The sequence below is a fragment of the Nocardia sp. NPDC058497 genome (assembly GCF_042720195.1).
Taxonomy (GTDB): Bacteria; Actinomycetota; Actinomycetes; order Mycobacteriales; family Mycobacteriaceae; genus Nocardia.
In genome coordinates, this window is the sequence record NZ_JBHXMY010000032.1 from 1 (window position 1) to 21,999 (window position 21,999).

18 protein-coding genes and 2 tRNA genes are annotated in these 21,999 nt (G+C 69.3%); 11 read left to right on the forward strand and 9 right to left on the reverse strand.

The window, feature by feature from the left end:
• Positions 1-492: 492 nt before the first annotated feature.
• Genes thrB through argS form a run of 5 tightly spaced genes read right to left on the reverse strand, consistent with a single transcriptional unit; the run spans position 493 to position 7,014 of the window.
• On the reverse strand, positions 493-1,419 hold the full coding sequence (gene thrB, locus ACFWPJ_RS04160) for a homoserine kinase (protein ID WP_378846973.1): 927 nt from the start codon (positions 1,417-1,419) through the stop codon (positions 493-495).
• 25 nt (positions 1,420-1,444) lie between these two features.
• On the reverse strand, positions 1,445-2,539 hold the full coding sequence (gene thrC, locus ACFWPJ_RS04165; protein WP_378846930.1) for a threonine synthase: 1,095 nt from the start codon (positions 2,537-2,539) through the stop codon (positions 1,445-1,447).
• The gene (locus ACFWPJ_RS04170) at positions 2,536-3,897 is read right to left on the reverse strand and encodes a homoserine dehydrogenase (RefSeq protein WP_378846933.1); all 1,362 of its coding nucleotides are present in this window, start codon (positions 3,895-3,897) and stop codon (positions 2,536-2,538) included. The genes thrC and ACFWPJ_RS04170 overlap by 4 nt, the downstream gene beginning before the upstream one ends.
• Positions 3,894-5,318 (reverse strand): diaminopimelate decarboxylase, encoded by a 1,425-nt coding sequence (gene lysA, locus ACFWPJ_RS04175; RefSeq protein ID WP_378846936.1) that lies wholly within the window; start codon positions 5,316-5,318, stop codon positions 3,894-3,896. Before lysA ends, ACFWPJ_RS04170 begins: the two co-directional genes overlap by 4 nt.
• A 34-nt stretch (positions 5,319-5,352) precedes the next feature.
• The gene (gene argS, locus ACFWPJ_RS04180) at positions 5,353-7,014 is read right to left on the reverse strand and encodes an arginine--tRNA ligase (RefSeq protein ID WP_378846938.1); all 1,662 of its coding nucleotides are present in this window, start codon (positions 7,012-7,014) and stop codon (positions 5,353-5,355) included.
• Between the two features lie 89 nt (positions 7,015-7,103).
• On the opposite strand from argS, the gene ACFWPJ_RS04185 reads away from it, so the two are divergent.
• From ACFWPJ_RS04185 to ACFWPJ_RS04215, 7 genes are all read left to right on the forward strand, one after another.
• Positions 7,104-7,985 carry a DUF3105 domain-containing protein gene (locus tag ACFWPJ_RS04185; RefSeq protein ID WP_378846940.1) on the forward strand — a complete coding sequence of 294 codons (882 nt, stop codon included), beginning with the start codon at positions 7,104-7,106 and terminating at the stop codon, positions 7,983-7,985.
• Positions 7,985-8,704 carry a DUF305 domain-containing protein gene (locus ACFWPJ_RS04190; protein WP_378846943.1) on the forward strand — a complete coding sequence of 240 codons (720 nt, stop codon included), beginning with the start codon at positions 7,985-7,987 and terminating at the stop codon, positions 8,702-8,704. Before ACFWPJ_RS04185 ends, ACFWPJ_RS04190 begins: the two co-directional genes overlap by 1 nt.
• A gap of 112 nt (positions 8,705-8,816) precedes the next feature.
• Positions 8,817-8,889, forward strand: a tRNA-Arg gene (locus ACFWPJ_RS04195).
• 110 nt (positions 8,890-8,999) lie between these two features.
• Positions 9,000-9,608: a hypothetical protein gene (locus ACFWPJ_RS04200; protein WP_378846946.1), complete on the forward strand. Its 609-nt coding sequence runs from the start codon at positions 9,000-9,002 to the stop codon at positions 9,606-9,608.
• Between the two features lie 88 nt (positions 9,609-9,696).
• Positions 9,697-10,719, forward strand: coding sequence for an iron ABC transporter substrate-binding protein (locus ACFWPJ_RS04205; protein ID WP_378846949.1), 1,023 nt, complete (start codon positions 9,697-9,699; stop codon positions 10,717-10,719).
• A 51-nt stretch (positions 10,720-10,770) separates the two neighbouring features.
• Entirely contained in the window at positions 10,771-12,276 is a 1,506-nt protein-coding gene (locus tag ACFWPJ_RS04210; RefSeq protein WP_378846952.1) for an ABC transporter permease, read from the forward strand.
• Positions 12,273-13,349 (forward strand): ABC transporter ATP-binding protein, encoded by a 1,077-nt coding sequence (locus ACFWPJ_RS04215; protein ID WP_378846954.1) that lies wholly within the window; start codon positions 12,273-12,275, stop codon positions 13,347-13,349. The genes ACFWPJ_RS04210 and ACFWPJ_RS04215 overlap by 4 nt, the downstream gene beginning before the upstream one ends.
• Before the next feature lie 24 nt (positions 13,350-13,373).
• On the opposite strand, the gene ACFWPJ_RS04220 is transcribed toward ACFWPJ_RS04215, so the two are convergent.
• Positions 13,374-13,445: transfer RNA gene (locus tag ACFWPJ_RS04220), tRNA-Cys, on the reverse strand.
• Between the two features lie 128 nt (positions 13,446-13,573).
• Here ACFWPJ_RS04220 and ACFWPJ_RS04225 point away from each other — a divergent pair.
• The gene (locus tag ACFWPJ_RS04225) at positions 13,574-14,119 is read left to right on the forward strand and encodes a MarR family winged helix-turn-helix transcriptional regulator (protein ID WP_378846956.1); all 546 of its coding nucleotides are present in this window, start codon (positions 13,574-13,576) and stop codon (positions 14,117-14,119) included.
• Positions 14,120-14,186: 67 nt separating this feature from the next.
• Entirely contained in the window at positions 14,187-15,245 is a 1,059-nt protein-coding gene (locus ACFWPJ_RS04230) for a hypothetical protein (RefSeq protein ID WP_378846958.1), read from the forward strand.
• On the opposite strand, the gene ACFWPJ_RS04235 is transcribed toward ACFWPJ_RS04230, so the two are convergent.
• Together ACFWPJ_RS04235 and ACFWPJ_RS04240 are read right to left on the reverse strand one after the other, a co-directional pair.
• Positions 15,242-16,036, reverse strand: coding sequence for an enoyl-CoA hydratase (locus ACFWPJ_RS04235; RefSeq protein ID WP_378846960.1), 795 nt, complete (start codon positions 16,034-16,036; stop codon positions 15,242-15,244). The two genes, ACFWPJ_RS04230 and ACFWPJ_RS04235, sit on opposite strands and share 4 nt — an antisense overlap.
• A gap of 67 nt (positions 16,037-16,103) precedes the next feature.
• Positions 16,104-17,177: an enoyl-CoA hydratase/isomerase family protein gene (locus ACFWPJ_RS04240; protein ID WP_378846962.1), complete on the reverse strand. Its 1,074-nt coding sequence runs from the start codon at positions 17,175-17,177 to the stop codon at positions 16,104-16,106.
• A 95-nt stretch (positions 17,178-17,272) separates the two neighbouring features.
• On the opposite strand from ACFWPJ_RS04240, the gene ACFWPJ_RS04245 reads away from it, so the two are divergent.
• Positions 17,273-17,824 carry a hypothetical protein gene (locus ACFWPJ_RS04245; RefSeq protein ID WP_378846964.1) on the forward strand — a complete coding sequence of 184 codons (552 nt, stop codon included), beginning with the start codon at positions 17,273-17,275 and terminating at the stop codon, positions 17,822-17,824.
• A 1-nt stretch (position 17,825) separates the two neighbouring features.
• Here the strand turns inward: ACFWPJ_RS04245 and ACFWPJ_RS04250 are convergent, their stop codons facing one another.
• On the reverse strand, positions 17,826-18,794 hold the full coding sequence (locus ACFWPJ_RS04250) for a DUF2157 domain-containing protein (RefSeq protein ID WP_378846967.1): 969 nt from the start codon (positions 18,792-18,794) through the stop codon (positions 17,826-17,828).
• Between the two features lie 134 nt (positions 18,795-18,928).
• On the opposite strand from ACFWPJ_RS04250, the gene icmF reads away from it, so the two are divergent.
• Complete coding sequence (icmF, locus tag ACFWPJ_RS04255; protein WP_378846970.1) at positions 18,929-21,856, forward strand: fused isobutyryl-CoA mutase/GTPase IcmF; 2,928 nt, start codon at positions 18,929-18,931, stop codon at positions 21,854-21,856.
• Positions 21,857-21,999 lie beyond the last annotated feature (143 nt).

Below are 21,999 nucleotides of genomic sequence, written 5' to 3' on the forward strand. Positions count from 1 at the left end.
ACTGCGGCAACAGCATTCCAGTCAGCCCCGATCGTGCGACGTCGGTGTGTTCGCTCATTTTCGAAATCTGTCCGGATTCACTTTCGCGGCCGCCCGAGTTCGTAGGGTTGGATTCCACCCCGGGTGTCGCGAGCAGGTCCGTATCTGTCACGGAAATCCTTTCCTTCCCTCGAATGCCGTGTGCTGAATCGAGGGTTCGTTTCCGTAGACCCGGCACCGTGTGCCGAGCTCGGATTACGCGTCCGACAGGACGCCTGTGCCGTACTACCCGCCCCGCCGGACCGGAGGCTTCGCCACCAGAAGACAGTGGTGAGGAGAGATCATTCCAGTTGAGCAGCTTCTCGGCGTCGCAGCACCTCCATGGTGTGGAGGCTCGAGCCTGGAGCCTGCTGGAGCGATTGCCCTGATGAAGCACCGGCGTCTGATGCGCACGATGTACGGACTTGCACAGAATAGCTGCCCATTGCGAACAACGGCAAGGCAGGCACGCCGTCAGTCGACCGCGACGCCGCCCGCGATACCGGGTTCGACTACCCGCAGCCCGTCGGATTCCGCCTGTTTGCGCAGGTCATCGGGGAATTCTCCGGTCGCGAGCGCCAGAATTGTCGGGCCTGCGCCGGAAACGGTCGCCGCGATTCCCGCGGCCCGAAGCCGCTGGATCCACGCCGTGGTGAGTGGTAGCGCGGGAGCACGCTGGGTCTGGTGCAGCCGGTCGGCGGTGGCGGGCATCAGCAGATCGGGGCGCTCGGTGAGCGCCACGACGGCCAGCGCCGCCCTGCTGACGTTGAACGCGGCGTCGCCGTGCGGCACCTGCTCGGGCAGCAGCCCGCGGGTGTGCGCCGTGGACGAGCGTTCCTGCGGGATCAGCACCACCGGGCGCAGCGCGGTGGCGGGCTGCAGGCGCACGGCCCGGTAGACGCGGTTGGCCTCGGCGTCGGATTCGGTCCACGACACCACGATTCCGCCGAGCACACTGGCCGCGGCGTTGTCGGGGTGACCCTCGAACTCCGAGGCCAGCTGCACCAGACGGTCGGTGTCCAGGCGCAGTTCCGGGTCGAACTTCGCGGCCAGCCCGGCACCGGCGGCCAGGCCGCCGACCACCGCGGAGGCACTGGAGCCGAGACCACGCGAGTGCGGAATCACATTGCGGCACACCACATCGAGGCCGTCGGCCCAGACGCCGAGCGATTCCAGTCCGCGCTCGATCGCCCGCACCACCAGATGCGTTGGGCCCCAGGGCACGTCGTCGGCGCCCTCACCCTCGACCCGGATGTCGAGACCCGAATCGGTCGTGCGCACCACGATCTCGTCGTAGAGACCCAATGCCATTCCCAGGCAGTCGAATCCGGGGCCGAGGTTGGCTGTGGAGGCGGGAACGCGCACGGTCACTTCGAGACCGGCGGGCAGGGTCGCTGTCATCAGCCTGCTCTCGCGTGCGCTCAACTCAGGCCAGCTCGAGTTCGTGGGCGATAGCCACCGGGTCGACGGCGATCGGCTTGACCTCGGGCATACCGGTCAGCGCGTTGTCGGGGTCCTTGAGACCGTTGCCGGTCACCGTGCACACCACGGTCAGGCCCGAATCCAGCCAGCCCTCCTTGCGCGCGGCCAGCAGACCGGCCACGCTCGCGGCCGACGCGGGCTCGACGAAGACACCCTCGGTCGCGGCGACCAGGCGGTACGCGGCCAGGATCTCCTCGTCGGTGGCCGCGCGGAAGGCGCCACCGGACTGCTCCTTGGCCTCCATCGCACCGTTCCACGACGCGGGCGCGCCGATCCGGATAGCGGTCGCCACGGTCTCGGGGTCCTTCACCGGCGCGCCGTTGACCAGCGGGGCCGCACCGGCGGCCTGCACGCCGAGCATGCGCGGCAGCACCGAGGTGATGCCGTCGGCGTGGTACTCGCGGTAACCGCGCCAGTAGGCGGTGATGTTGCCCGCGTTGCCCACCGGCAGCACATGCACATCGGGCGCCTTGCCCAGGACATCGCAGATCTCGAACGACGCGGTCTTCTGACCCTCGATGCGGGCCGGGTTCACCGAGTTCACCAGACCGACCTCGGGGAAGTCCGAGGTGACCTTGCGGGCCAGCTCGAGACAGTCGTCGAAGTTGCCCTCGACCTGGATGATCTTGGCGCCGAGCATCACGGCCTGGGCCAGCTTGCCCATCGCGATCTTGCCCTGCGGGATCAGCACCGCGCACTCCATGCCCGCGCGGGTGGCGTAGGCGGCGGCCGAGGCCGAGGTGTTGCCGGTCGACGCGCACAGCACGGCCTTCTGACCGCGGTACTTGGCGTCGGTCATCGCCATCGTCATGCCGCGGTCCTTGAAGGAACCGGTCGGGTTGGCGCCCTCGACCTTGAGGTACACCTCGCACCCGGTCAGCTCGGACAGGTGCGTCGCGGGGACCAGCGGGGTACCGCCCTCGAACAGGGTCACCGGCCCCCAGTCGGCCGCACCTTCCAGCCGATCGCGGTACGCCGCGATCAGACCCGGCCAGCGCGAATGCACGCCGAGCTGGGGTGCGATGCCAGTGGAACTCATGATTCTTCTGTGCCTTCCAGTCTGAGAACGCTGGTCACAGCGGTGACGGAATCCATTTCCGCCAATGCCGCGACAGTATCGGCCAGCGAGGACTCCACCGCATGGTGGGTGACGACCACGAGCCTGGCACCGTCGCCATGGCCCTGCTGACGCACGGTCGAGATGCTCACTCCGTGCTGGGCGAACGTGTCCGCCACCGCGGCGAGCACGCCGGGACGATCCGCCACCTGCAGGTTCACGTGGTAGCGGGTGGGGGTGTCCCCGATCGGCGCGATCGGCAGCTCAGCATAGACCGATTCGCCCGGTGCACGACCACCGTAGAACTTGTTGCGCGCGGCCATCACGAGGTCACCGAGCACGGCGGACGCGGTCGGCGCGCCACCGGCGCCCTGACCGTAGAACATCAGCCGACCGGCATTGTCGGCCTCGACGACGACGGCGTTGAACGCGCCGTTGACCGAGGCCAGCGGGTGCTTGCGCGGGATCAGCGCCGGGTACACGCGCACCGAGACGCGATCCTTGCCGCCCTCGGCGGAGGTGGGCTCGCCCGGCCCGGCCGCGACGCGCTCGCAGATGGCGAGCAGTTTCACGGTGCAGCCGACGGCCGAGGCCGTCTCCAGGTCCTCGGCGGTGATCTTGGTGATGCCCTCGCGGTACACATCGGCCGCGGTCACGCGGGTGTGGAAGGCCAGCGAGGCCAGGATCGCGGCCTTGGCGGCGGCGTCGAAGCCCTCGACGTCGGCGGTGGGGTCGGCCTCGGCGTAGCCCAGGTCGGTGGCCTCGGCGAGCACGTCGTCGTAGGCGGCGCCGGTCTCGTCCATCGCGGAGAGGATGAAGTTGGTGGTGCCGTTGACGATGCCGACGACCCGGTTCACCCGGTCACCCGAGAGCGACTGGATCAGCGGCCGGACCACCGGGATCGCACCGGCGACGGCGGCCTCGAAGTACAGGTCGGCACGGCTGCGCTCGGCGGCGGCGGCCAGTTCGCCGGTGTAGTCGGCCAGCAGCGCCTTGTTGGCGGTGACGACGGACTTGCCCGCGGTCAGCGCGGCGCCGATCAGCCCACGGGCCGGATCGATACCGCCCATGACCTCGACGACCAGGTCGACGTCCTCGCGCGCGACGAGCGCCGCGGCGTCGGTGGTGAGCAGCTCGGCGGGCAGGCCGCGGTCCTTGCCCAGGTCGCGCACGGCCACGCCGCGCAGCACGAGCGGAGCACCGACGCGCGAGCGCAGGTCGTCGGCGTGATCGCGCAGCACGCGGACCACCTCGGTGCCGACGGTGCCCATGCCGAGGACGGCGACACCCAGCGGACGACTCGCGTCCCTGGTGCCGTTGTTGACGCCGGTTTCCGTCATCCTTCTACCTCCAGGCTGAGCAGGTCCGCCACCGTTTCCCGGCGCAGAATCAGTCGCGCCACACCGTCACGCACCGCGACCACGGCGGGCCGGGTGAGCTGGTTGTAGCGGCTCGACATCGAATAGCAGTACGCACCGGTCGCCGCGACGGCGACCAGGTCACCCGGGCCCGCGTCGGCGGGCATCCAGGTGTCGCGAATGACGATATCGCCACTCTCGCAATGCTTTCCGACCACGCGCGCGACGACCGCATGCGCATCCGACGAGCGCGAGACCAGACGGCAATCGTAATCGGCCTGGTACAGCGCGGGACGGATATTGTCGCTCATGCCGCCGTCGACGCTGACGTAGCGGCGGCGCGCACCACCGTCGAGCTCGACGTCCTTGATGGTGCCGACCTCGTACAGCGTGACGGTGCCGGGGCCCGCGATGGCGCGGCCCGGCTCGACGGCGATGGTCGGCTCGGGCAGCCCGGCGCGGGCGGCCTCGGCGGCGACCAGGCCGCGCAGGTTGGCGGCGAACTCGTCCAGCGGCGGCGGGTTGTCGCTCGGCAGGTACGAGATACCGAGGCCACCGCCCAGATCCAGGGTGGAGATCTGCGCGGTGCGCTCGATACCGAATTTGTCGATGGCCTCGCGAAGCAGGCCGAGCATGCGGCGCGCGGCGATCTCGAAGCCGTCGAGCTCGAAGATCTGCGAGCCGATGTGGCTGTGCAGGCCGACCAGGCGCAGGTTGTCGGCCTCGAAGACGCGGGCCAGCGCCTCCATGGCGTCACCACCGGCGATCGAGAAACCGAACTTCTGGTCCTCGTGGGCGGTGGAGATGTACTCGTGGGTGTGCGCCTCGACGCCGACGGTGACCCGGACCAGCACGTCCTGGACCACGCCCGCCGCGCCGGCGACCGCTTCGAGCCGCTCGATCTCGTAGAGCGAGTCGACGACCACGTGCCCGACGCCCGCGGCGACCGCGGTCTCGAGCTCGGGCACCGACTTGTTGTTGCCGTGCAGCGCGATGCGCTCGGCCGGGAAACCGGCATGCAGCGCGATGGCCAGCTCGCCGCCGGAGCAGACGTCGAGCGAGAGGCCCTCGTCGCGGATCCAGCGCGCGATCTCACCGCACAGGAACGCCTTGGACGCGTAGTGCACGCGGGCAGTGGGCCCGAACGCGCGCACCATGTCGCGGCAGCGCGAGCGGAAATCGTCCTCGTCGACGACGAACAGCGGGGTGCCGTACTGCTGGGCCAGCTGGGTGACGGGCACGCCGGCGATGCGGACGACGCCGTCCTCGCCACGGGTGGCGTTGCGCGGCCACACGTTGGCGGGCAGGTCGATCATCTCGCTCGGATCGGTCGGGCGCTCGGCCAGGCTCGGGGCGTGCGGGATCTCTGCGTGCCGGGGACCGGCCGGGTGTGCACCACTCACAGTTGTGCGTCCTTCCTGAAAAGCTTGCCGGTGTTCACATGCGCTCCGGTGCGCTGACGCCGAGCAGGGCGAGACCGTTGGCCAGCACCTGACGGGTCGCCTTGACCAGTTCGAGCCGGGCGGCATTGAGGGGGGTGACGGCGTCGTCGCCCTTGGGCAGCACGCGCATGTCGTCGTCGGACTGGAAGGGGTGGTAGACACCGCCCAGTTCTTCGAGGTAGCGGGCGATGCGGTGCGGTTCGCGGGTCTCCGCGGCGGTGGCGACCACGCGCGGGAAATCACCGAGGGTGCGGATCAGATCGCCTTCGCGCGCCGAGTCCATCAGCGCGAAATCCGGTTCGACGGAAGCGAATTCGGCGTACTTCGCGGCGTTGCCGATGATGCTGTTGGTCCGCGAGTGCGCGTACTGCACGTAGTAGACCGGGTTCTCGCTGCTCGCCTTGGTCCACAGGTCGAGATCGATGTCGATGCTCGAGTTCACCGAGGAGCGCACCAGCGAGTAGCGGGCGGCGTCGACACCGATCTGCTCGACCAGGTCGTTGAGCGTCACCACGGTGCCCGCGCGCTTGCTCATCTTCACGGCCTGGCCGTCGCGGACCAGGTTCACCATCTGCCCGATCAGCACCTCGACGGTGTCGGGGTTGTCACCGAACGCGGCCGCGGCGGCCTTGAGGCGGCCGATGTAGCCGTGGTGGTCGGCGCCGAGCATGTAGATGGCCAGGTCGAAGCCACGCGCGCGCTTGTTCTGGAAGTAGGCGATGTCACCGGCGATGTAGGCGGCGTTGCCGTCGCTCTTGAGGACGACGCGGTCCTTGTCGTCGCCGAACTCGGTGGAGGCGATCCACCAGGCGCCGTCCTTCTCGTACAGGTTGCCCGAGCTCTTGAGCTGCTCGACGGCCTGCTCGACGGCGCCGGAGGCGAACAGTTCGCTCTCGTTGAAGTACACGTCGAAGTCGGTGCCGAAGTCGTGCAGATCCTGCTTGATCTGGGCGAACATCTGCTGCACACCCTCGCGGCGGAACAGTTCGTGCCGCTCGCCGGCGGGCAGGGTGAGCGCGTCCGGGTAGGCCGCGACGATGCCGGAGCTGATCTCCTGGATGTACTCGCCCGCGTACCCGTCTTCCGGGGTCGGCTCGCCGAGCGCGGCCGCGACCAGCGACTTCGCGTAGCGGTCGATCTGCGCGCCGTGGTCGTTGAAGTAGTACTCCCGGGTCACGTCGGCGCCCTGGGCGGCCAGGATGCGGCCCAGCGCGTCACCGACGGAGGCCCAGCGGGTGCCGCCGAGGTGCACGGGACCGGTCGGGTTGGCGGAGACGAACTCCAGGTTGATCTTGGTGCCGGACAGCGCGGCGCCGGTGCCGAACTTCTCGCCCGCGGCCAGGATCTGCGCGACGATCACGCCCTGCGCCGAGGCGGCGAGGCGGATGTTCAGGAAGCCTGGACCTGCGACATCGGCCACATCGATGCCGTCGGTGGCGGACAGGGCCTCGGCGAGCCAGCCGGCCAGCTCACGCGGATTGGTTCCAGCCCGCTTGGCCACCTGCATCGCCACATTCGTGGCATAGTCGCCGTGTTCGGGGTTGCGCGGACGCTCCACTGTGACCTGCTCGGGCAGGACCGACGAGTCCAGTCCACGTTCGACAAGCACCTTCGCGGCGGTGGTGCGAAGGAGATCTGCAAGGTCAGCTGGAGTCACGAGTCTCTATCCTATTGGCTGGGCGCCTCGCAACCACGACCGCCCGGTACGAACGTCCCGATCCACACGTCGAAAGAGCACAACGAGCCATGCCGAGCAGGACCAGCGCCACATCAGCCAAGGCCGTCCGGGCCGCGGGGAAGTCGTCTCCGTCCCGCAAACCCGGCAAAGGCAAGCTTCCCGGTAAGAAGCGAGAAGTCCCCTGGGCCCTGCTGGGCGCCGGTGTGGCCATCGTCGCGTTGATCGGCCTGCTGTCCTACAGCCTGGTGCCCAAGTACCTGGACCAGGCCGCCATCCGGGAAGCCCAGACCGACCTCAAGGAATGGGTGCCGTCCAAGGAGAACCAGGACCCGTCGGCGAAGATCGACGGCGTCGTCAAGCAGGACTACCCGGCCGGTCTGCACGTGACGTCGGCCCAGCGCGTCGCCTACGACAAGACGCCCGCCTACGGCGGCCCGCACGACGGCGCGTGGGCCAACTGCACCGGCACCGTGTACGCCAAGCCGATCCGCATGGAGAACGCGGTGCACTCGCTCGAGCACGGCGCGGTCTGGATCACCTACAACCCGGACAAGGTCGACGCCGCGGGTGTGGAGAAGCTGTCGAACTTCGTCAAGGGCCGTCAGTACTCGCTGATGTCGCCGTACCCGGGTCTCGACTCGCCGATCGCGCTGCAGACCTGGGGTCACCAGCTCAAGCTCGATTCCGCCGACGACGCGCGGATCAAGCAGTTCATCTCCGCGCTGCGGGAGAACCCGTACGCCTACCCCGAGGTCGGCGCGAGCTGCTCGAACCCGATCTTCGACGCCAACAACCCGCCGCCGTTCGACCCGGCGCCGTACGGTCCCGAGGCCGTGCCGATGGACGGTAAGGGCCTGACCCAGGACCAGTCCGAGCTCGGTGGGGGCGCGGGTCTGCCGGGTCTGCCCGGCGGGCTCCAGCTGCCGGGCACCCAGCCCGCGGGCCAGTAGTGGACACCGACGCCGCGGTCGACCCCGACGACAACGCTGCCGAGCCGGGCGCGCGTCGCCCGACCGGGGCGATCCTCGTCCTCGGCGCGATCGGCCTGCTGCTGCTCGGCGCGGTGGCCGGCGTGCTGCTGCGGCTGCCGCTGGACAAGACCGAGACTCCTGCGCCTGGCCCTGTCGACGTGGGGTTCAGCCAGGACATGTCCGCGCACCACGCGCAGGCTGTCGACATGGCGGGCGCGGCACTGATCGGCTCGACCGACAACGACGTGCGCAGGCTCGCCTACGACATCCTCACCACCCAGCAGAATCAGATCGGCCGGATGCAGGGCTGGTTGCAGCTGTGGGGCGAGTCCAACCAGAACGTCGACGGCTACATGGGCTGGATGACCGACCACGGCTCGGGCTCGCACGGCCATGGCGGCACGACGACCGGGCACGCGATGTCGGGTCCGCTGTCGTCGATGCCCGGCATGGCGAGCCAGGAGGAGATGACCGCGCTGCGGCAGTCCACCGGCCCGGCCATGGACACGCTGTTCCTGCAGCTGATGCTGCGCCACCACCAGGGCGGTGTGCCGATGCTCGACTACGCCGCCGAGCACGCCGACACCACCGAGGTGCGCGTCCTGGCCGCGCAGATGTCCAAGACCCAGGAGGGCGAGTCCCAGCTGATGACGAGCATGCTGGCCGCCCGCGGCGCGAGCCCGCTGCCGCTGAGCTGAGCGAGCAGCCGGACCGGGTCAACCGCCCGGTCCGGCACCGTTTTTGGCGCACCGCACTCGATGCGATACGCTGTCGCTGCCCGATCGCCGCACAGCGACCGGCATCTATCCCGCCCTCGTAGCTCAGGGGATAGAGCGTCTGCCTCCGGAGCAGAAGGCCGCAGGTTCGAATCCTGCCGAGGGCACATTTCGAGGCCCCGTCCGTTCGGTCGGGGCCTCGTTTGCTTGATTCAGGTTGTTCACGCACGGTTCCACTGGTTTCGGGGCCTCGCCCCGATGACATCAGGAGCGAGGCATGACGAATCCCCCCGAAGGCCAGCAGCCACCCTTCGGTCAACAGCCGCCCGAGGTGCCGTCCGGGCCGCCCGGATACCCGCACGCGGGCTTCGGACCCGGCCAGACTCCCCCGCCCGGCAATCCCGATGTCTTCCCGCCGCAGCAGCCGCCCAAGAAGAACCGGACCGGGCTGTTCATCGCGCTGGGCGCTGTCGCGCTGGTGGTGCTCGGCGCGCTGATCACCGGCATCGTGCTCACCGTGCAGGGGCGCACACCGCTGGCCTCGGACGACAAGCAGATCGAGGTCGCGATCCGCGATTTCTACGACACGCTCGGCGCCGACGGGTTCGTCGCGGCCGCGCAGCTGGCGTGCGAGGCCGACCGCACCGAGATCGACAATCTCACCCCGGAGCAGCGTCAGCAGTTCGACGCCGCCACCGTGTCGGTGACCATCGACAAGGTCGAGGACATCGTCATCACCGGCGACACCGCCAAGGCGACGGTCGTCGGCGAGCTGACCCTGTCCGTGGCGGGCGAGGAGCCCAACACCGAGGACAGCACCGAGGAGCACCTCAAGAAGGAAAACGGCACCTGGAAGATTTGCTCGGTGCCTGCCACCAGACACTGACCGAACACCTTTCCGCGCACGTCATGCGGGGTATCTTGCTTAGGTAAGCCTCATCATAGGGTGGGGCTCCTTTGCGGGAAGGACGCCGATGACGTCGCGCAGTTGGAAACCTCTGGCCGGGCTGATGGCGATCGCGGTGGCCGCGCTGGGTGTCAGCGCCTGCACGTCCTCTCCGGGCGACGCCGACGAGATCACCGTCTACAACGCGCAGCACGAGTCGCTCACCAAGGAGTGGGCCGAGGCGTTCACCAAGGAGACCGGCATCAAGGTCATCCTGCGTCAGGGCGGTGACACCGCACTGGGCAATCAGCTGGTAGCCGAAGGCGCGAACTCCCCCGCCGACGCCTTCCTCACCGAGAACTCCCCCGCCATGGCACTGGTGGAGAACGCGGGCCTGTTCGCCGACGTCGACAAGGCGACCCTCGACCAGGTCCCCGCCCAGTACCGGCCGTCGACCGGCAAGTGGACCGGAGTCGCCGCCCGCGCAACGGTTTTCGTCTACAACAAGGACAAGCTGCCGACCGCGGGCCTGCCCGCCTCGCTGCTCGATCTCGCGCAGCCGCAGTGGAAAGGCCGCTGGGGCGCGGGCACGTCCGGCGCCGATTTCCAGGCGATCGTGGCGGGCCTGCTGGCACTGAAGGGCGAAGACGTCACTCGGTCCTGGCTGCAGGGCATGAAGGCCAACGCGACCTCCCTGCAGAACAATGTGGCGACCATGAAGGCGGTCAACGCGGGCAATCCGGAGGGCGGCGTGATCTACCACTACTACTGGTACCGCGACCAAGCCAAGACCAAGGAGGGCAGCGCCAACACCGCGCTGCACTACTTCAAGAACCAGGACCCGGGCGCCTTCGTCAGCGTGTCCGGCGGTGGCGTGCTGAAGTCGAGCAAGAAGCAGGAGTCCGCGCAGAAGTTCCTGGCTTACATCACCGGCAAGAAGGGTCAGGAGATCCTGCGCGACGGCACCTCGATGGAGTACCCGGTCGCCAGTGACATCGCCGCGAATCCCGTGCTGCCGCCGCTGGCCGACCTGCAGGCGCCCGCGATCGACCCGAGCAAGCTCGACTCGAAGAAGGTCACCCAGCTGATGACCGAGGCGGGACTGCTGTAGGTGGTGCAGCTCGCAGGGCCGAGGACAACACCCCGGGTCGGTCGGCCCGGGGTGTTCGTCACGCTCGCGGCGCTGACGCTGACCGCGGCGACATTCATCCCGCTGGGCTACATCGTCTCGGTCCTGTTCGACACCGGACTGGGCGAGGCCGCCGAGCTGGTGTTCCGTCCGAGAGTCGGTGAGCTGCTCGGCAATACGGCCGCCCTGGTGGTGTGCACGGTGCCGGTGTGCGTGGTGCTCGGGATCGGGCTCGCCTGGCTGGTCGAGCGCACCGAGGTGCCGGGCCGGTCGTGGTGGGGTCCGGTGCTCGTCGCGCCGCTGGCGGTGCCCGCGTTCGTCAACAGTTACGGCTGGGTGAGCGCGTTCCCGTCGATGCACGGACTGTCCGCCGCGGTCGTCGTCTGCACGCTGTCGTATTTCCCGCTGGTGTATCTGCCGGTCGCCGCCACCCTGCGCAGGCTCGATCCGGCGATCGAGGAGTCGGCGCGGGCGCTCGGCTCCGGCCCGGTGGAGGTGTTCTGGCGCATCGTGGTGCCGCAGTTGCGATTGGCGATCCTCGGCGGCGCGTTGTTGATCGGCCTGCACCTGCTCGCCGAGTACGGCGCGTTCGTGATGCTGCGCTACGACACGTTCACCACCGCCATCTTCGAGCAGTATCAGAGCAGTTTCGCCGGTCCGGCCGGGAGCATGCTCGCCGGTGTCCTGGTGCTGTGCTGTCTGGCGCTGCTCGGCGGCGAGGCACTGCTGCGCGGGAATGCCCGCTACGCCAGGCTCGGCAGTGGCGCGCCACGCGCGGTGACGCCGATTGCCTTGGGCTGGTGGCGGATTCCGCTGTTCGGCGTGCTGGTCGCGGTGGTCGTCGCCGCGCTGGGTGTGCCGCTGTGGACGATCGGGCGCTGGTTGTGGCTCGGCGGCTCGGCCGTGTGGGACATGACCACGATCGGCACGGCACTGGGCCAGACGATCGGCTTGGCCGCGGCCGCCGCGCTGGTCACCACGCTGTGCGCGTTCCCCGTCGCCTGGATCGCCGTGCGCTCGACCAGCAGGTTCGCCCGGATGATCGAGGGCGCGAACTACATCACCAGTTCCCTGCCCGGCATCGTGATCGCCCTGGCCCTGGTGACGGTCACCATCCGCTGGATTCCGCCGCTGTATCAGACCGCGACGCTGGTCGTGCTCGCCTACGTCCTGATGTTCCTGCCCCGCGCGCTGGTGAGCGTGCGGGCCGGGCTGGCGCAGGTGCCGGTCGGGCTGGAGGAGGTGTCACGGTCGCTGGGTGAGTCGGCCTCGGCCACCTTCCTCCGGGTGACGCTGCGGATGACGGCCCCCGCGGCCGCGTCGGCCGCCGCGCTCGTCTTCGTCGCCGTGTCCACCGAGCTCACCGCGACACTGCTGTTGGCGCCCAACGGAACTCGCACCCTGGCCATGCAGTTCTGGGGCCTGTCGGGCGAACTCGACTACGCCGCCGCCGCGCCGTACGCGCTGATCATGATCGTCGCCGCGGTGCCGGTGACGTATGTGCTGTTCACCCAGTCCAGAAAGGCGGCGGGGGTATGAGTCGGCTTGTCGTCAGCGGAGTTTCGAAGAGATTCGGCGCCACCCGGGTACTGGACCACATCGATCTCGATGTCCCCGACGGCACCGCTGCCGCCGTCGTCGGTGCGTCGGGCTGCGGCAAGACGACGCTGCTGCGGGTGATCGCCGGCTTCGAGGCGCCCGACACCGGTTCGGTCCAGCTGGGCACGGAAACCGTTGTCCGGCAGAACCTCTGCCTGCCGCCGCAGCGCAGGCGGATCGGCTACGTCGCCCAGGACGGCGCGTTGTTCCCGCACCTGAGCGTCGCCGACAACATCGCCTACGGTCTGCACACCGGCCTGCGGGGAGCCGCCGCCCGGCTGCGCCGTCACCGCGACCGCGACCGGATCACCGAGCTGCTGGCGATGGTGTCGCTGGACGCCGGCTTCGCCGACCGCCTACCCCACCAGCTCTCCGGCGGCCAGCAGCAGCGCGTGGCACTGGCACGTGCGCTGGCCCGCAAACCCGCCCTGATGCTGCTCGACGAGCCCTTCAGCGCCCTCGACACCGGCTTGCGCGCCGCCACCAGGCAGGCCGTCGCCGAGACCCTGCGCGCCGCCGGGATGACCAGCATCCTCGTCACCCACGACCAGGAAGAGGCACTGAGCTTCGCCGAACAGGTCGCCGTGATGCGCGACGGGCGGTTCACCCAAGTCGGCCCGCCGCAGCACGTCTACCACCACCCCGCCGATCTGTTCACGGCCAGCTTCCTGGGCGACTGCGTCCTGCTCGATGCCCTGTGCGAGGCCGACATCGCCAAGTCCGCGCTCGGCCCGGTCCCGGTGCAGCAGCACGCCCCCACCGGCCAGACCACGCTGATGCTGCGCCCCGAACAGCTGACCGCACGGGTCATCACCACCGACCATCCGCACAGTGGCACCGTCACGGAGGTGGATTTCCGCGGCCCCGATGTCATTCTCACCATCGACCTCGCCGAAGGCGCAGGCACGGTGAAGGTCCGGCGAACAGGCACGCAAGCCCCCGCCCAGGGCGACAAAGTTCGCCTGACAATCCAGGGCACCGCGATGGCCTACGAAAAGCCGGGGACCGGCTGAACACCGTGTTCAGCCGGTCCATCGAGCGAGCGGCGGGAATTGAACCCGCGTAAACGGCTTTGCAGACCGTTGCCTCAACCACTCAGCCACGCCCGCCTCGCCTTAGAGATTGCCGTGGCCGGGCCCTGCTGACCATGGTTGCGCTCAGCGTGAGCGTAATTCGGCCCCGGTCCCCGCGACGCACCTGAGCGGTGGCGACCTGGCACTATGCGATGATCAATGCCATGTCTCGGCCACGACCGCTTCCGCATGACCCGATCGCCGAAGCTCATCGGCAATGGACCGGGCACGGCTGGGGTGCGGTCGCCGACGGGATGGCCGCGGTGACCTCGCTGGTGCGCGCGCAGCAGATCGTGATGGCCAGGGTGGACGAGGCACTCAAACCGTCGGGCCTGACCTTCTCCCGCTACGAACTGCTGCAATTGCTCAGTTTCAGCAAGACCGGCGCCCTGCCGATGGCCAAGGCCAGCGCGCGATTACAGGTGCATCCGACGAGCGTGACCAACACCGTCGACCGGCTCGAGAAGGCCGGACTGGTGGTCCGGGTCCCGCATCCGACCGACCGGCGCGCCACACTCATCGAAATCACCGACGTGGGAAGGGAGTTGGTCGCCGAGGCGACCGCGGCCCTGAACGCGCAGGTGTTCGCCGAGCCGGGCCTGCCGCCGGACCGGATCCGCGAACTGCTGACACTGCTCGCCGAGTTTCGCCACGAGGCGGGCGACTACGAGGATTCCGGCGAGCAAAACCTCGCATTCCACGCGACATAGCAACCGACAGGCGAATCACCGGCCGATTCGCTTGGCAGCTAGCGGAAATTGGTCCACCATGGTGCCCATGGTGCTGGTCCTGGGGGTATCGGCGGGTGCGGGTGGTGCTCGCGCCGTGCTGACCCACTCCGATCAGCCGCACCTGCCGCCGGTGGACCACGTCCGGCTACCGCGCAGGGCGGGCGGATCGGTCGAAGAGGCGGTGTTGTCGGCGATTCGCCGGATGCGCGTCGCGGCGCTCGCGCGCGACGAGTGTGTCACGGCCGCCGCGGTCACCTGTCGTAACGAGCTGCACGCCGAGGCGATCCGAGCGGCGGTCGGCACCGGTGTCGGCATCGTCGACGAACCGCTCGCGCAATTGCGCTATCTGCGTTTCACCGGCATGCTGCCCACCACCGCCTCGGTGATCCTCTACGACCTCGGCTGCTCGGGTTTGACTGTCACCCATGCCGATTGCCGCACCGACACGATTCTGGCGAGCAAGCGCAGCACCGTCCTCAGCGGCGACGGCTACGACGCCCTGCTGCGCTGGCAACTCGCCCGCGGCGGCGTACTGGCCGACGCGCGCACCAGCCGCGCGCACCGCGAGTCGCTGAGCCGGGCGCGCGTGGTGACCGCGACCGACGCCGACACCGGCGGCCGCGCGGTGGTGACCCGCAGCGATCTGGCCGAACTGTGCGAGGCCGGGCTGCATCATTCGGCCTCGTTCGTGCGTCAGCTGGTCGAGGAGACGGGTGTGCAGCCGGGCGCGCTGGTGCTGCTCGGCGGCTGCACCCGCAACCCGACCCTGCGCGCCGACCTGGCCCAGCGGATCGGGCTGCCGATCGTCTACGACCCTGAGCCCGACTATGTGTCGGCGCGCGGCGCGGTCCTGCTGGCCGCCCAACGCCCGTCCCGCCTGCGCATGCCGCGCCTGCGGGCGGGAGCGGCGCTGTCGACGAGCGGCGGAGCGCAGCGTCCAGGCCGCCGAAAACTCCTCGCCGCGGTGGCGGTGACGGCAACCTTGGCCGCCAGGGGCGCGGGGTTGCGGGGGCCGTTTATTACGTCGGCGGGGTTACCCGGACAGGGCACCGCGCCGACTCCCGCCCAGCTCATCGACGGTTCGCTGCGGCTGAAACAGAACTAGCTGTTGGTGAAGTTCGGCGGGCGCTTCTCGACGAAGGCGGCCATGCCTTCCTTCTGATCGTCGGTCGCGAACAGCGAATGGAACACCCGGCGCTCGAACAGCAGGCCCTCGGCGAGCGTGGTCTCGAAGGCGCGGTTCACCGCCTCCTTGGCGATCATCGCGACCGGCAGCGACATCGAGGCGATGGTCTGGGCGGTCTCGAGCGCGGTGTCGAGCAGCTGGTCGGCGGGCACGATCCGCGACACCAGACCGGCGCGCTCGGCTTCCTCCACACCCATGTTGCGGCCGGTCAGGATCAGATCCATCGCCTTGGCCTTGCCGACAGCGCGGGTCAGCCGCTGCGAGCCGCCGATGCCGGGGATCACGCCGAGCTTGATCTCGGGCTGGCCGAACTTGGCGGTGTCGGCGGCGATCAGGATGTCGCACAGCATCGCCAGCTCACAGCCGCCGCCGAGGGCGTAGCCCGCGACCGCCGCGATGGTGGGCTTGCGGAAGTTGGCCAGCCGGTCCCAGCGGGCGAAGAAATCGGACATGTACATGTCCATGTACGACTTGGGCGCCATCTCCTTGATGTCGGCGCCCGCCGCGAAGGCCTTCTCGGACCCGGTGATGACCACGGCGCCGATGGAGTCGTCGGCCTCGAGCTCGTCGAGCGCGGCGATGACGTCGTCGAGGACCTGCGCATTGAGAGCGTTGAGCGCCTTGGGCCGGTTCAGCGTGATCCAGCCGACCCCGCCCTTACCCTCGCTGCCGCCCTTGCGCTCCAGCAGAATCGTCTCGAAATCGGTCACCAGGCACCCTCTTGTTCATCGGCGGTCACGGATGGTGCAGACGATACCGAGCCGGATCGCCCACCGGCTACGCGGGCAAACCCAGTTCGCCCGCGCCGAGCGGGGCGAAGTAGGCGTCGACCTGGGCGGCGGTGACCTCGGCGAGCGTGGCCGGCGACCAGCGCGGCGTGCGGTCCTTGTCGATCACCTGGGCACGGATGCCCTCGGCCAGATCGTGAGTGCTCAACGCGGCCACGGTGATTCGGAATTCGATATTCAGCGCGGCGGCCAGCGACGGCAGCGTGCGGGCATCGCGCAGCGCGCGCAGGGTGGCCTTCACCGCGAGCGGCGACTTGGCCAGCAGGTCCTCGGCGGCCTTGGTCGCCTCGGGCGCGTCGGCGGCGCGCAGTGCCTCGACGATCTCCTCGACGGTCTCGGCGGCGTAGCAGGCGTCGATCCAGTCGCGCTGCGCCGCCAGCTCGGATTCCGGTGTGGGCGTGGCGAATCGGGCGATGGCCTCGTCGGCCGGGGTGGTGCGCAGCGCGTCGAGCAGGGCGGGCAGGTCGGCCGAGGGCACGCAGGTGTCGGCGAAGCCGGCCGCGATGGCGTCGCCCGCGCCCATCCGGGCGGTGGTGAGCGCGACGTGGGTGCCCAGCTCGCCGGGCGTGTGCGAGAGCAGGTAGGTGCCGCCGACGTCGGGGACGAAACCGATGCCGACCTCCGGCATGCCGATCTGCGAGCGCTCGGTGACGATGCGATGGCTGCCGTGCGCGGACACGCCGACCCCGCCACCCATCACGATGCCGTCCATGATCGCGACATACGGCTTGGGGTAGCTGCCGATCAGGTCGTTGAGCAGGTATTCGTCGCGCCAGAACGCGGCCGTCGCGGTCTGCAGCGGTACGGGCGCCGCGGGACCGCCGTCATTGATCGCCTTGGCGTCGCGGTGGATGGCGACGATGTCGCCGCCCGCGCACAGGCCACGCTCGCCGGCCCCGACGATCGCGACGGTCCGGATCGCCGGGTCGGCGGCCCAGGTGCGCAGCGCCTCGGTGATCGCGAGGCTCATCGAGTGGTTGAGCGCGTTGATCGCGCGCGGCCGGTTCAGGGTGATCAGACCGAGCCCGTCGCGTACCTCGAACAGCACTTCCGCTTCACTCATGCTGGTCACGATAAAGTTGGCCATCCACGCATCCGAAACTCCGGCGTACGCGATGTGACGCATTCCACCGCGGCCCGCTGGGGCACAATCGGGGCATGGGCACCGACCATTTCGTGCGGATCACCCGTCTGCGCGCGCTGATCGAGCACGAGAACACCGGCGCGGGCGAGCGAGCCACCGCGCAGCGCATGCTCGATCGGATTCTGCGGAAATCGCACGGCGGCAACGCTTCTCCCGCGTCATCGGACCGCGTGTACGGCGCCAGGCATGATCGCCCCGGCAGGCACGCGAGCACCGCGTCGATCGTCGAGTCGGTCCGCGACGACATTGCCTTCGCCCGCGAGTTCGCCGTCGTCGGCGGACCGGGCGAGCTGACAGTGCACAGCCCGCTCGCGGCCGCGCCCACCGAGCTCACGGTGGCGGTGAGCACGCCGTTCGCCGATCAGATCGTCGTCACCATCGACGACATCCCGCCCGCGTGGGGCTGGGAATCCGACGAATTCGACCGCACCACGGCGACCACGGACCTGCGCCGACTGGCCGACGAGCTGGCCGAGATCATCGATAGCTACAACCATGACGGTTCCGATGTGGGGCCACGGTTCTTCCGCACCATCCGCGCGCAGGAGACCACGCTGATCCGCTGACTCAGTCCGGCTGCTTCGGCCCGACGAGCAGCACGACCAGGCCGACGGTGAGCACGACCGCGCCGATCGCCAGCACCACACTCGCGGCGGCAGGCCCGCCGTCGGTGTAGTCGGCCACCGCCTGAGCGACCGCGCCCGCCACCGCCGCCGCGCCTCCCAGCACGAGAACCGGCTCCCGGCGCACCGCGTACAGCGCCAGACACAGAACCCCGACCAGCGCGGTCAGCACCGGCCGCCACGGCGATTCGCCGATCGTCACCGATTGCGCGCCGACCACCGCGATCAGCCCGCCGATCAGATAGGCCGCCCACTCCGCGACGAACAGCCGCGCCGAGGCGAGCACGAACCACAGCGCACCGAACAGCAGCAACAGCACACCGGGCCAGACGGACCGGTAGTCGAACAGCTCCGACGTCGCGGTCACGACACTCGCGAGACCGAACCCGCCCATCGCGACCATCCCGAGGACGCTCGGCACCAGCAGATAGCCGAGCACCGCCATCAGCAGCCCCGCGATCGATGCCCCGATCTCCGCGCCGTTCCCACCGCCGTCGCCGAAGGCCGTGGCCACCGCACCGCACACCGCACCGGCGGCCAGCACGAGCAGCACCGCCGCGAGCCTGCTTCGCCCCGCCGAGGCGATCGGCACCCGCCGGAACACCCCGTCGCAGCCGCCGGCCAGCACCACCGCTCCCCCGGCCGCACACCCTGCGACAACCAGCAGCAACACCACCCGCCCGGTCTGCGCCACGTCGGTCCACGCCCGCCCGAGGAACAGCGCCACACCGGCGGCCACCAAACCCGCACCGAGATAGGCGACGATCTCCGCGATCACCCGGCCGACACCCGCCCGCTCCGCGTGTTCCTCGGCATCCACGGCCCGCAACACCGCCCCGCGCTGCTCCCCGCTGATCACCCCCGCCGCCACCAGCCGCTCCAGCGCCACACCCACCCGATGTTCGCGAACCATCCGTCGAGTATGTCGACCTGCGGTGATGTTTCGACCGAATCACGCATGCCGCGTTTCGCGCCATAGTGACCCAGTTCATACTAGAATTAGTTGGACGTCCTAGTATCGGGCGCCCATCACCTGCGGAGGCGGTCATGAGCGAGTCCAGCGCACTGCACGTGCCGGTCCATCCCGTGCGGTTCGTGACCTCGGCGGCGTTGTTCGACGGGCACGACGCGGCGATCAACATCATGCGGCGGATCCTGCAGGCCCAGGGGGCCGAGGTGATCCATCTCGGCCACAACCGGTCGGTCCGCGAGATCGTCGACGCGGTCGTCGAGGAGGACGTCCAGGGCGTCGCGGTCAGCTCGTATCAGGGCGGGCACATCGAGTTCTTCGAGTACCTGGCCCAGGCGCTGCGCGAGGCGGGCGCGGGTGACGTGCGGATCTTCGGCGGTGGCGGCGGCGTGATCGTCGCCGAGGAGATCGAGCGGCTCGCGCGCGGCGGCGTGCGGATCTTCTCCCCCGAGGATGGTCAGCGGCTCGGCCTGCCCGGCATGATCAACGAACTGGTCCGGGTCTGCGATGTCGACCCCGCCGCGACACCACCCGATCTCGACGCGCTCTACACCGGCGACCGGAATGCCTTGGCGCGCACCATCACCTGCCTGCAACAGGGCGCATTGCCGGAAGCCGACCGGACCGCGATCCTGGCGGCGGCGGACAAGCGGCGGGTGCCGGTCCTCGGCATCACCGGCACCGGCGGCTCCGGAAAGTCCTCGCTCACCGACGAATTGGTGCGCAGGCTGCGCACCGACCAGCAGGACAAACTGCGCGTCGCGGTCCTCGCGATCGACCCCACCCGGCGCCGGGCGGGCGGCGCGCTGCTCGGTGACCGCATCAGGATGAACGCGCTCGACGGCGAGCACGTGTACTTCCGTTCGCTGGCCACCCGCGGCAATCACGAACTGCCCGACGACATCGACGCCATGATCGCCGCCTGCCGGGCCGCGGGCCACGACCTGGTGATCCTGGAGACGCCCGGCATCGGCCAGGGCGACGCGGGCATCGTCGACCACGTCGACGTGGCGCTGTATGTGATGACACCGGAGTTCGGCGCCGCATCCCAGCTCGAGAAGATCGACATGCTCGACTACGCCGACGTGGTCGCGGTCAACAAGTACGAGCGCCGCGGCGCGGCGGACGCGATCCGCGACGTAGCCCGCCAATTGATCCGCAACCGTGCCGAATTCGGCGCGGCCCCGGCGGACATGCCCGTCTTCGGCACCAGCGCCGCCACTTTCGACGACGACGGCGTCACCGCCCTGTACCACCATCTCATCGGCCTGCTCACCGAGCACGGCCTCACCGTCGAGCCGGGCGCCCTGCCGCACGTCGACACCAAGGTCTCCACCCGGTTCGCCCAGCTGGTGCCGCCCGCACGCGTGCGCTACCTGGCCGAGATCGCCGAGACGGTCCGCGCCTACCACACCGACACCTCGCAGGAATGTGCTGCGGCGCAACGCGTTCAACGACTGCACCTGGTCAGCGACGAGCTGCCCGACGATGCGGCGGTCGCGGAACTACTGGCCGCCGCCCGCACCGCCCTGACCCCCGAGTCGACCGCGCTGCTGGCGGAATGGCCCGCCGTCGCCGAGAGCTACCGTGGCGACGAGCAGGTCGTCCGCGTGCGCGACCGCGAGATCCGGACCCCGCTGCGGCGCGAATCGCTGTCCGGCTCCAGCATCGCGCGCGTCGCCCTGCCCCGCTACACCGACGACGGCGAGCTGCTGCGGTTCCTGCGCGCCGAGAACCTGCCCGGCCGATTCCCTTTCACCGCAGGCGTTTTCCCGTTCAAGCGGGACAACGAGGACCCCGCCAGGATGTTCGCCGGCGAGGGCGATCCGGCGCGCACCAATCGCCGGTTCAAGGTCCTCAGCGCGCACGCCGAGGCGACTCGCCTGTCCACCGCGTTCGACTCGGTCACCCTCTACGGCCACGACCCGGCCGAACGCCCCGACATCTACGGCAAGGTCGGCACCTCGGGTGTCTCGGTGGCCACCATCGAGGACATGCGCACCCTGTTCGACGGTTTCGATCTGTGCGCCCCGACCACCTCGGTGTCGATGACGATCAACGGCCCCGCGCCCACCATCCTCGCGTTCTTCCTCAACGCCGCGATAGATCAAGCGCTGCAACGCTTCACCGACGCCGAAGGCCGCGAGCCGACCCCCGGGGAGGCTGCCGAGGTGCGGGCGCGCACCCTGTCGACCGTGCGCGGCACCGTGCAGGCCGACATCCTCAAGGAGGACCAGGGCCAGAACACCTGCCTGTTCTCCACCGAATTCAGCCTGCGGATGATGGCCGACATCCAGGAATGGTTCGTGCGCAACGACGTGCGCAATTTCTATTCGGTGTCGATCTCCGGCTATCACATCGCCGAGGCGGGCGCGAACCCGATCAGTCAGCTCGCCTTCACCCTGGCCAACGGATTCACCTATGTGGAGACCTATCTGGCCCGCGGCCTGGCGATCGACGACTTCGCGCCGAATCTGTCGTTCTTCTTCTCCAACGGCATGGACCCCGAATACACGGTGATCGGCCGGGTCGCCCGGCGTATCTGGGCGATCGCGATGCGCGACTGCTACGGCGGCGGCGAACGCGCCCAGAAACTCAAGTACCACGTGCAGACCTCGGGTCGTTCGCTGCACGCGCAGGAAATGCAGTTCAACGACATCCGCACCACGCTGCAGGCGCTGATCGCCGTCTACGACAATTGCAACAGCCTGCACACCAATGCCTTCGACGAGGCGGTGACGACCCCCACCGAGGATTCGGTGCGGCGCGCGCTGGCGATCCAGCTCATCATCGCCAAGGAATGGGGCCTGGCGATGAACGAGAACCCGCTGCAGGGCAGTTTCGTCATCGACGAACTCACCGACCTGGTCGAGGAGGCGGTCCTGCTCGAATTCGAGCGGATCAGCGAGCGCGGCGGCGTGCTCGGCGCCATGGAGACCGGCTATCAGCGTGGGCGCATCCAGGACGAGTCCATGCGCGATGTTCAGCGCAAACACGACGGATAGCGTCCGATAGTGGGCGGGTACACCCTCCGCCGCCCGGACCCCCCCACCCCGCCCCGCCCCCGCGGTGTTTCCGCGCGGGGTCTCTCGTCGTTCAGGGCAGCTCGGCGCGGATCTCGTCGAGCGCCTCCGCGGTCCGTGAGAGC

Bases quoted from the DNA above. Each gene is read 5' to 3' on its own strand.
- ACFWPJ_RS04250 (WP_378846967.1), bottom strand. From the start codon at position 18,794: ATGGTTCGCGAACATCGGGTGGGTGTGGCGCTGGAGCGGCTGGTGGCG.
- ACFWPJ_RS04230 (WP_378846958.1), top strand. From the start codon at position 14,187: ATGGTGCTGGTCCTGGGGGTATCGGCGGGTGCGGGTGGTGCTCGCGCC.
- thrC (WP_378846930.1), bottom strand. From the start codon at position 2,539: ATGAGTTCCACTGGCATCGCACCCCAGCTCGGCGTGCATTCGCGCTGG.
- ACFWPJ_RS04185 (WP_378846940.1), top strand. From the start codon at position 7,104: ATGCCGAGCAGGACCAGCGCCACATCAGCCAAGGCCGTCCGGGCCGCG.
- ACFWPJ_RS04225 (WP_378846956.1), top strand. From the start codon at position 13,574: ATGTCTCGGCCACGACCGCTTCCGCATGACCCGATCGCCGAAGCTCAT.
- ACFWPJ_RS04215 (WP_378846954.1), top strand. From the start codon at position 12,273: ATGAGTCGGCTTGTCGTCAGCGGAGTTTCGAAGAGATTCGGCGCCACC.
- ACFWPJ_RS04245 (WP_378846964.1), top strand. From the start codon at position 17,273: ATGGGCACCGACCATTTCGTGCGGATCACCCGTCTGCGCGCGCTGATC.
- ACFWPJ_RS04170 (WP_378846933.1), bottom strand. From the start codon at position 3,897: ATGACGGAAACCGGCGTCAACAACGGCACCAGGGACGCGAGTCGTCCG.
- icmF (WP_378846970.1), top strand. From the start codon at position 18,929: ATGAGCGAGTCCAGCGCACTGCACGTGCCGGTCCATCCCGTGCGGTTC.
- ACFWPJ_RS04205 (WP_378846949.1), top strand. From the start codon at position 9,697: ATGACGTCGCGCAGTTGGAAACCTCTGGCCGGGCTGATGGCGATCGCG.
- ACFWPJ_RS04200 (WP_378846946.1), top strand. From the start codon at position 9,000: ATGACGAATCCCCCCGAAGGCCAGCAGCCACCCTTCGGTCAACAGCCG.
- thrB (WP_378846973.1), bottom strand. From the start codon at position 1,419: ATGACAGCGACCCTGCCCGCCGGTCTCGAAGTGACCGTGCGCGTTCCC.
- ACFWPJ_RS04240 (WP_378846962.1), bottom strand. From the start codon at position 17,177: ATGAGTGAAGCGGAAGTGCTGTTCGAGGTACGCGACGGGCTCGGTCTG.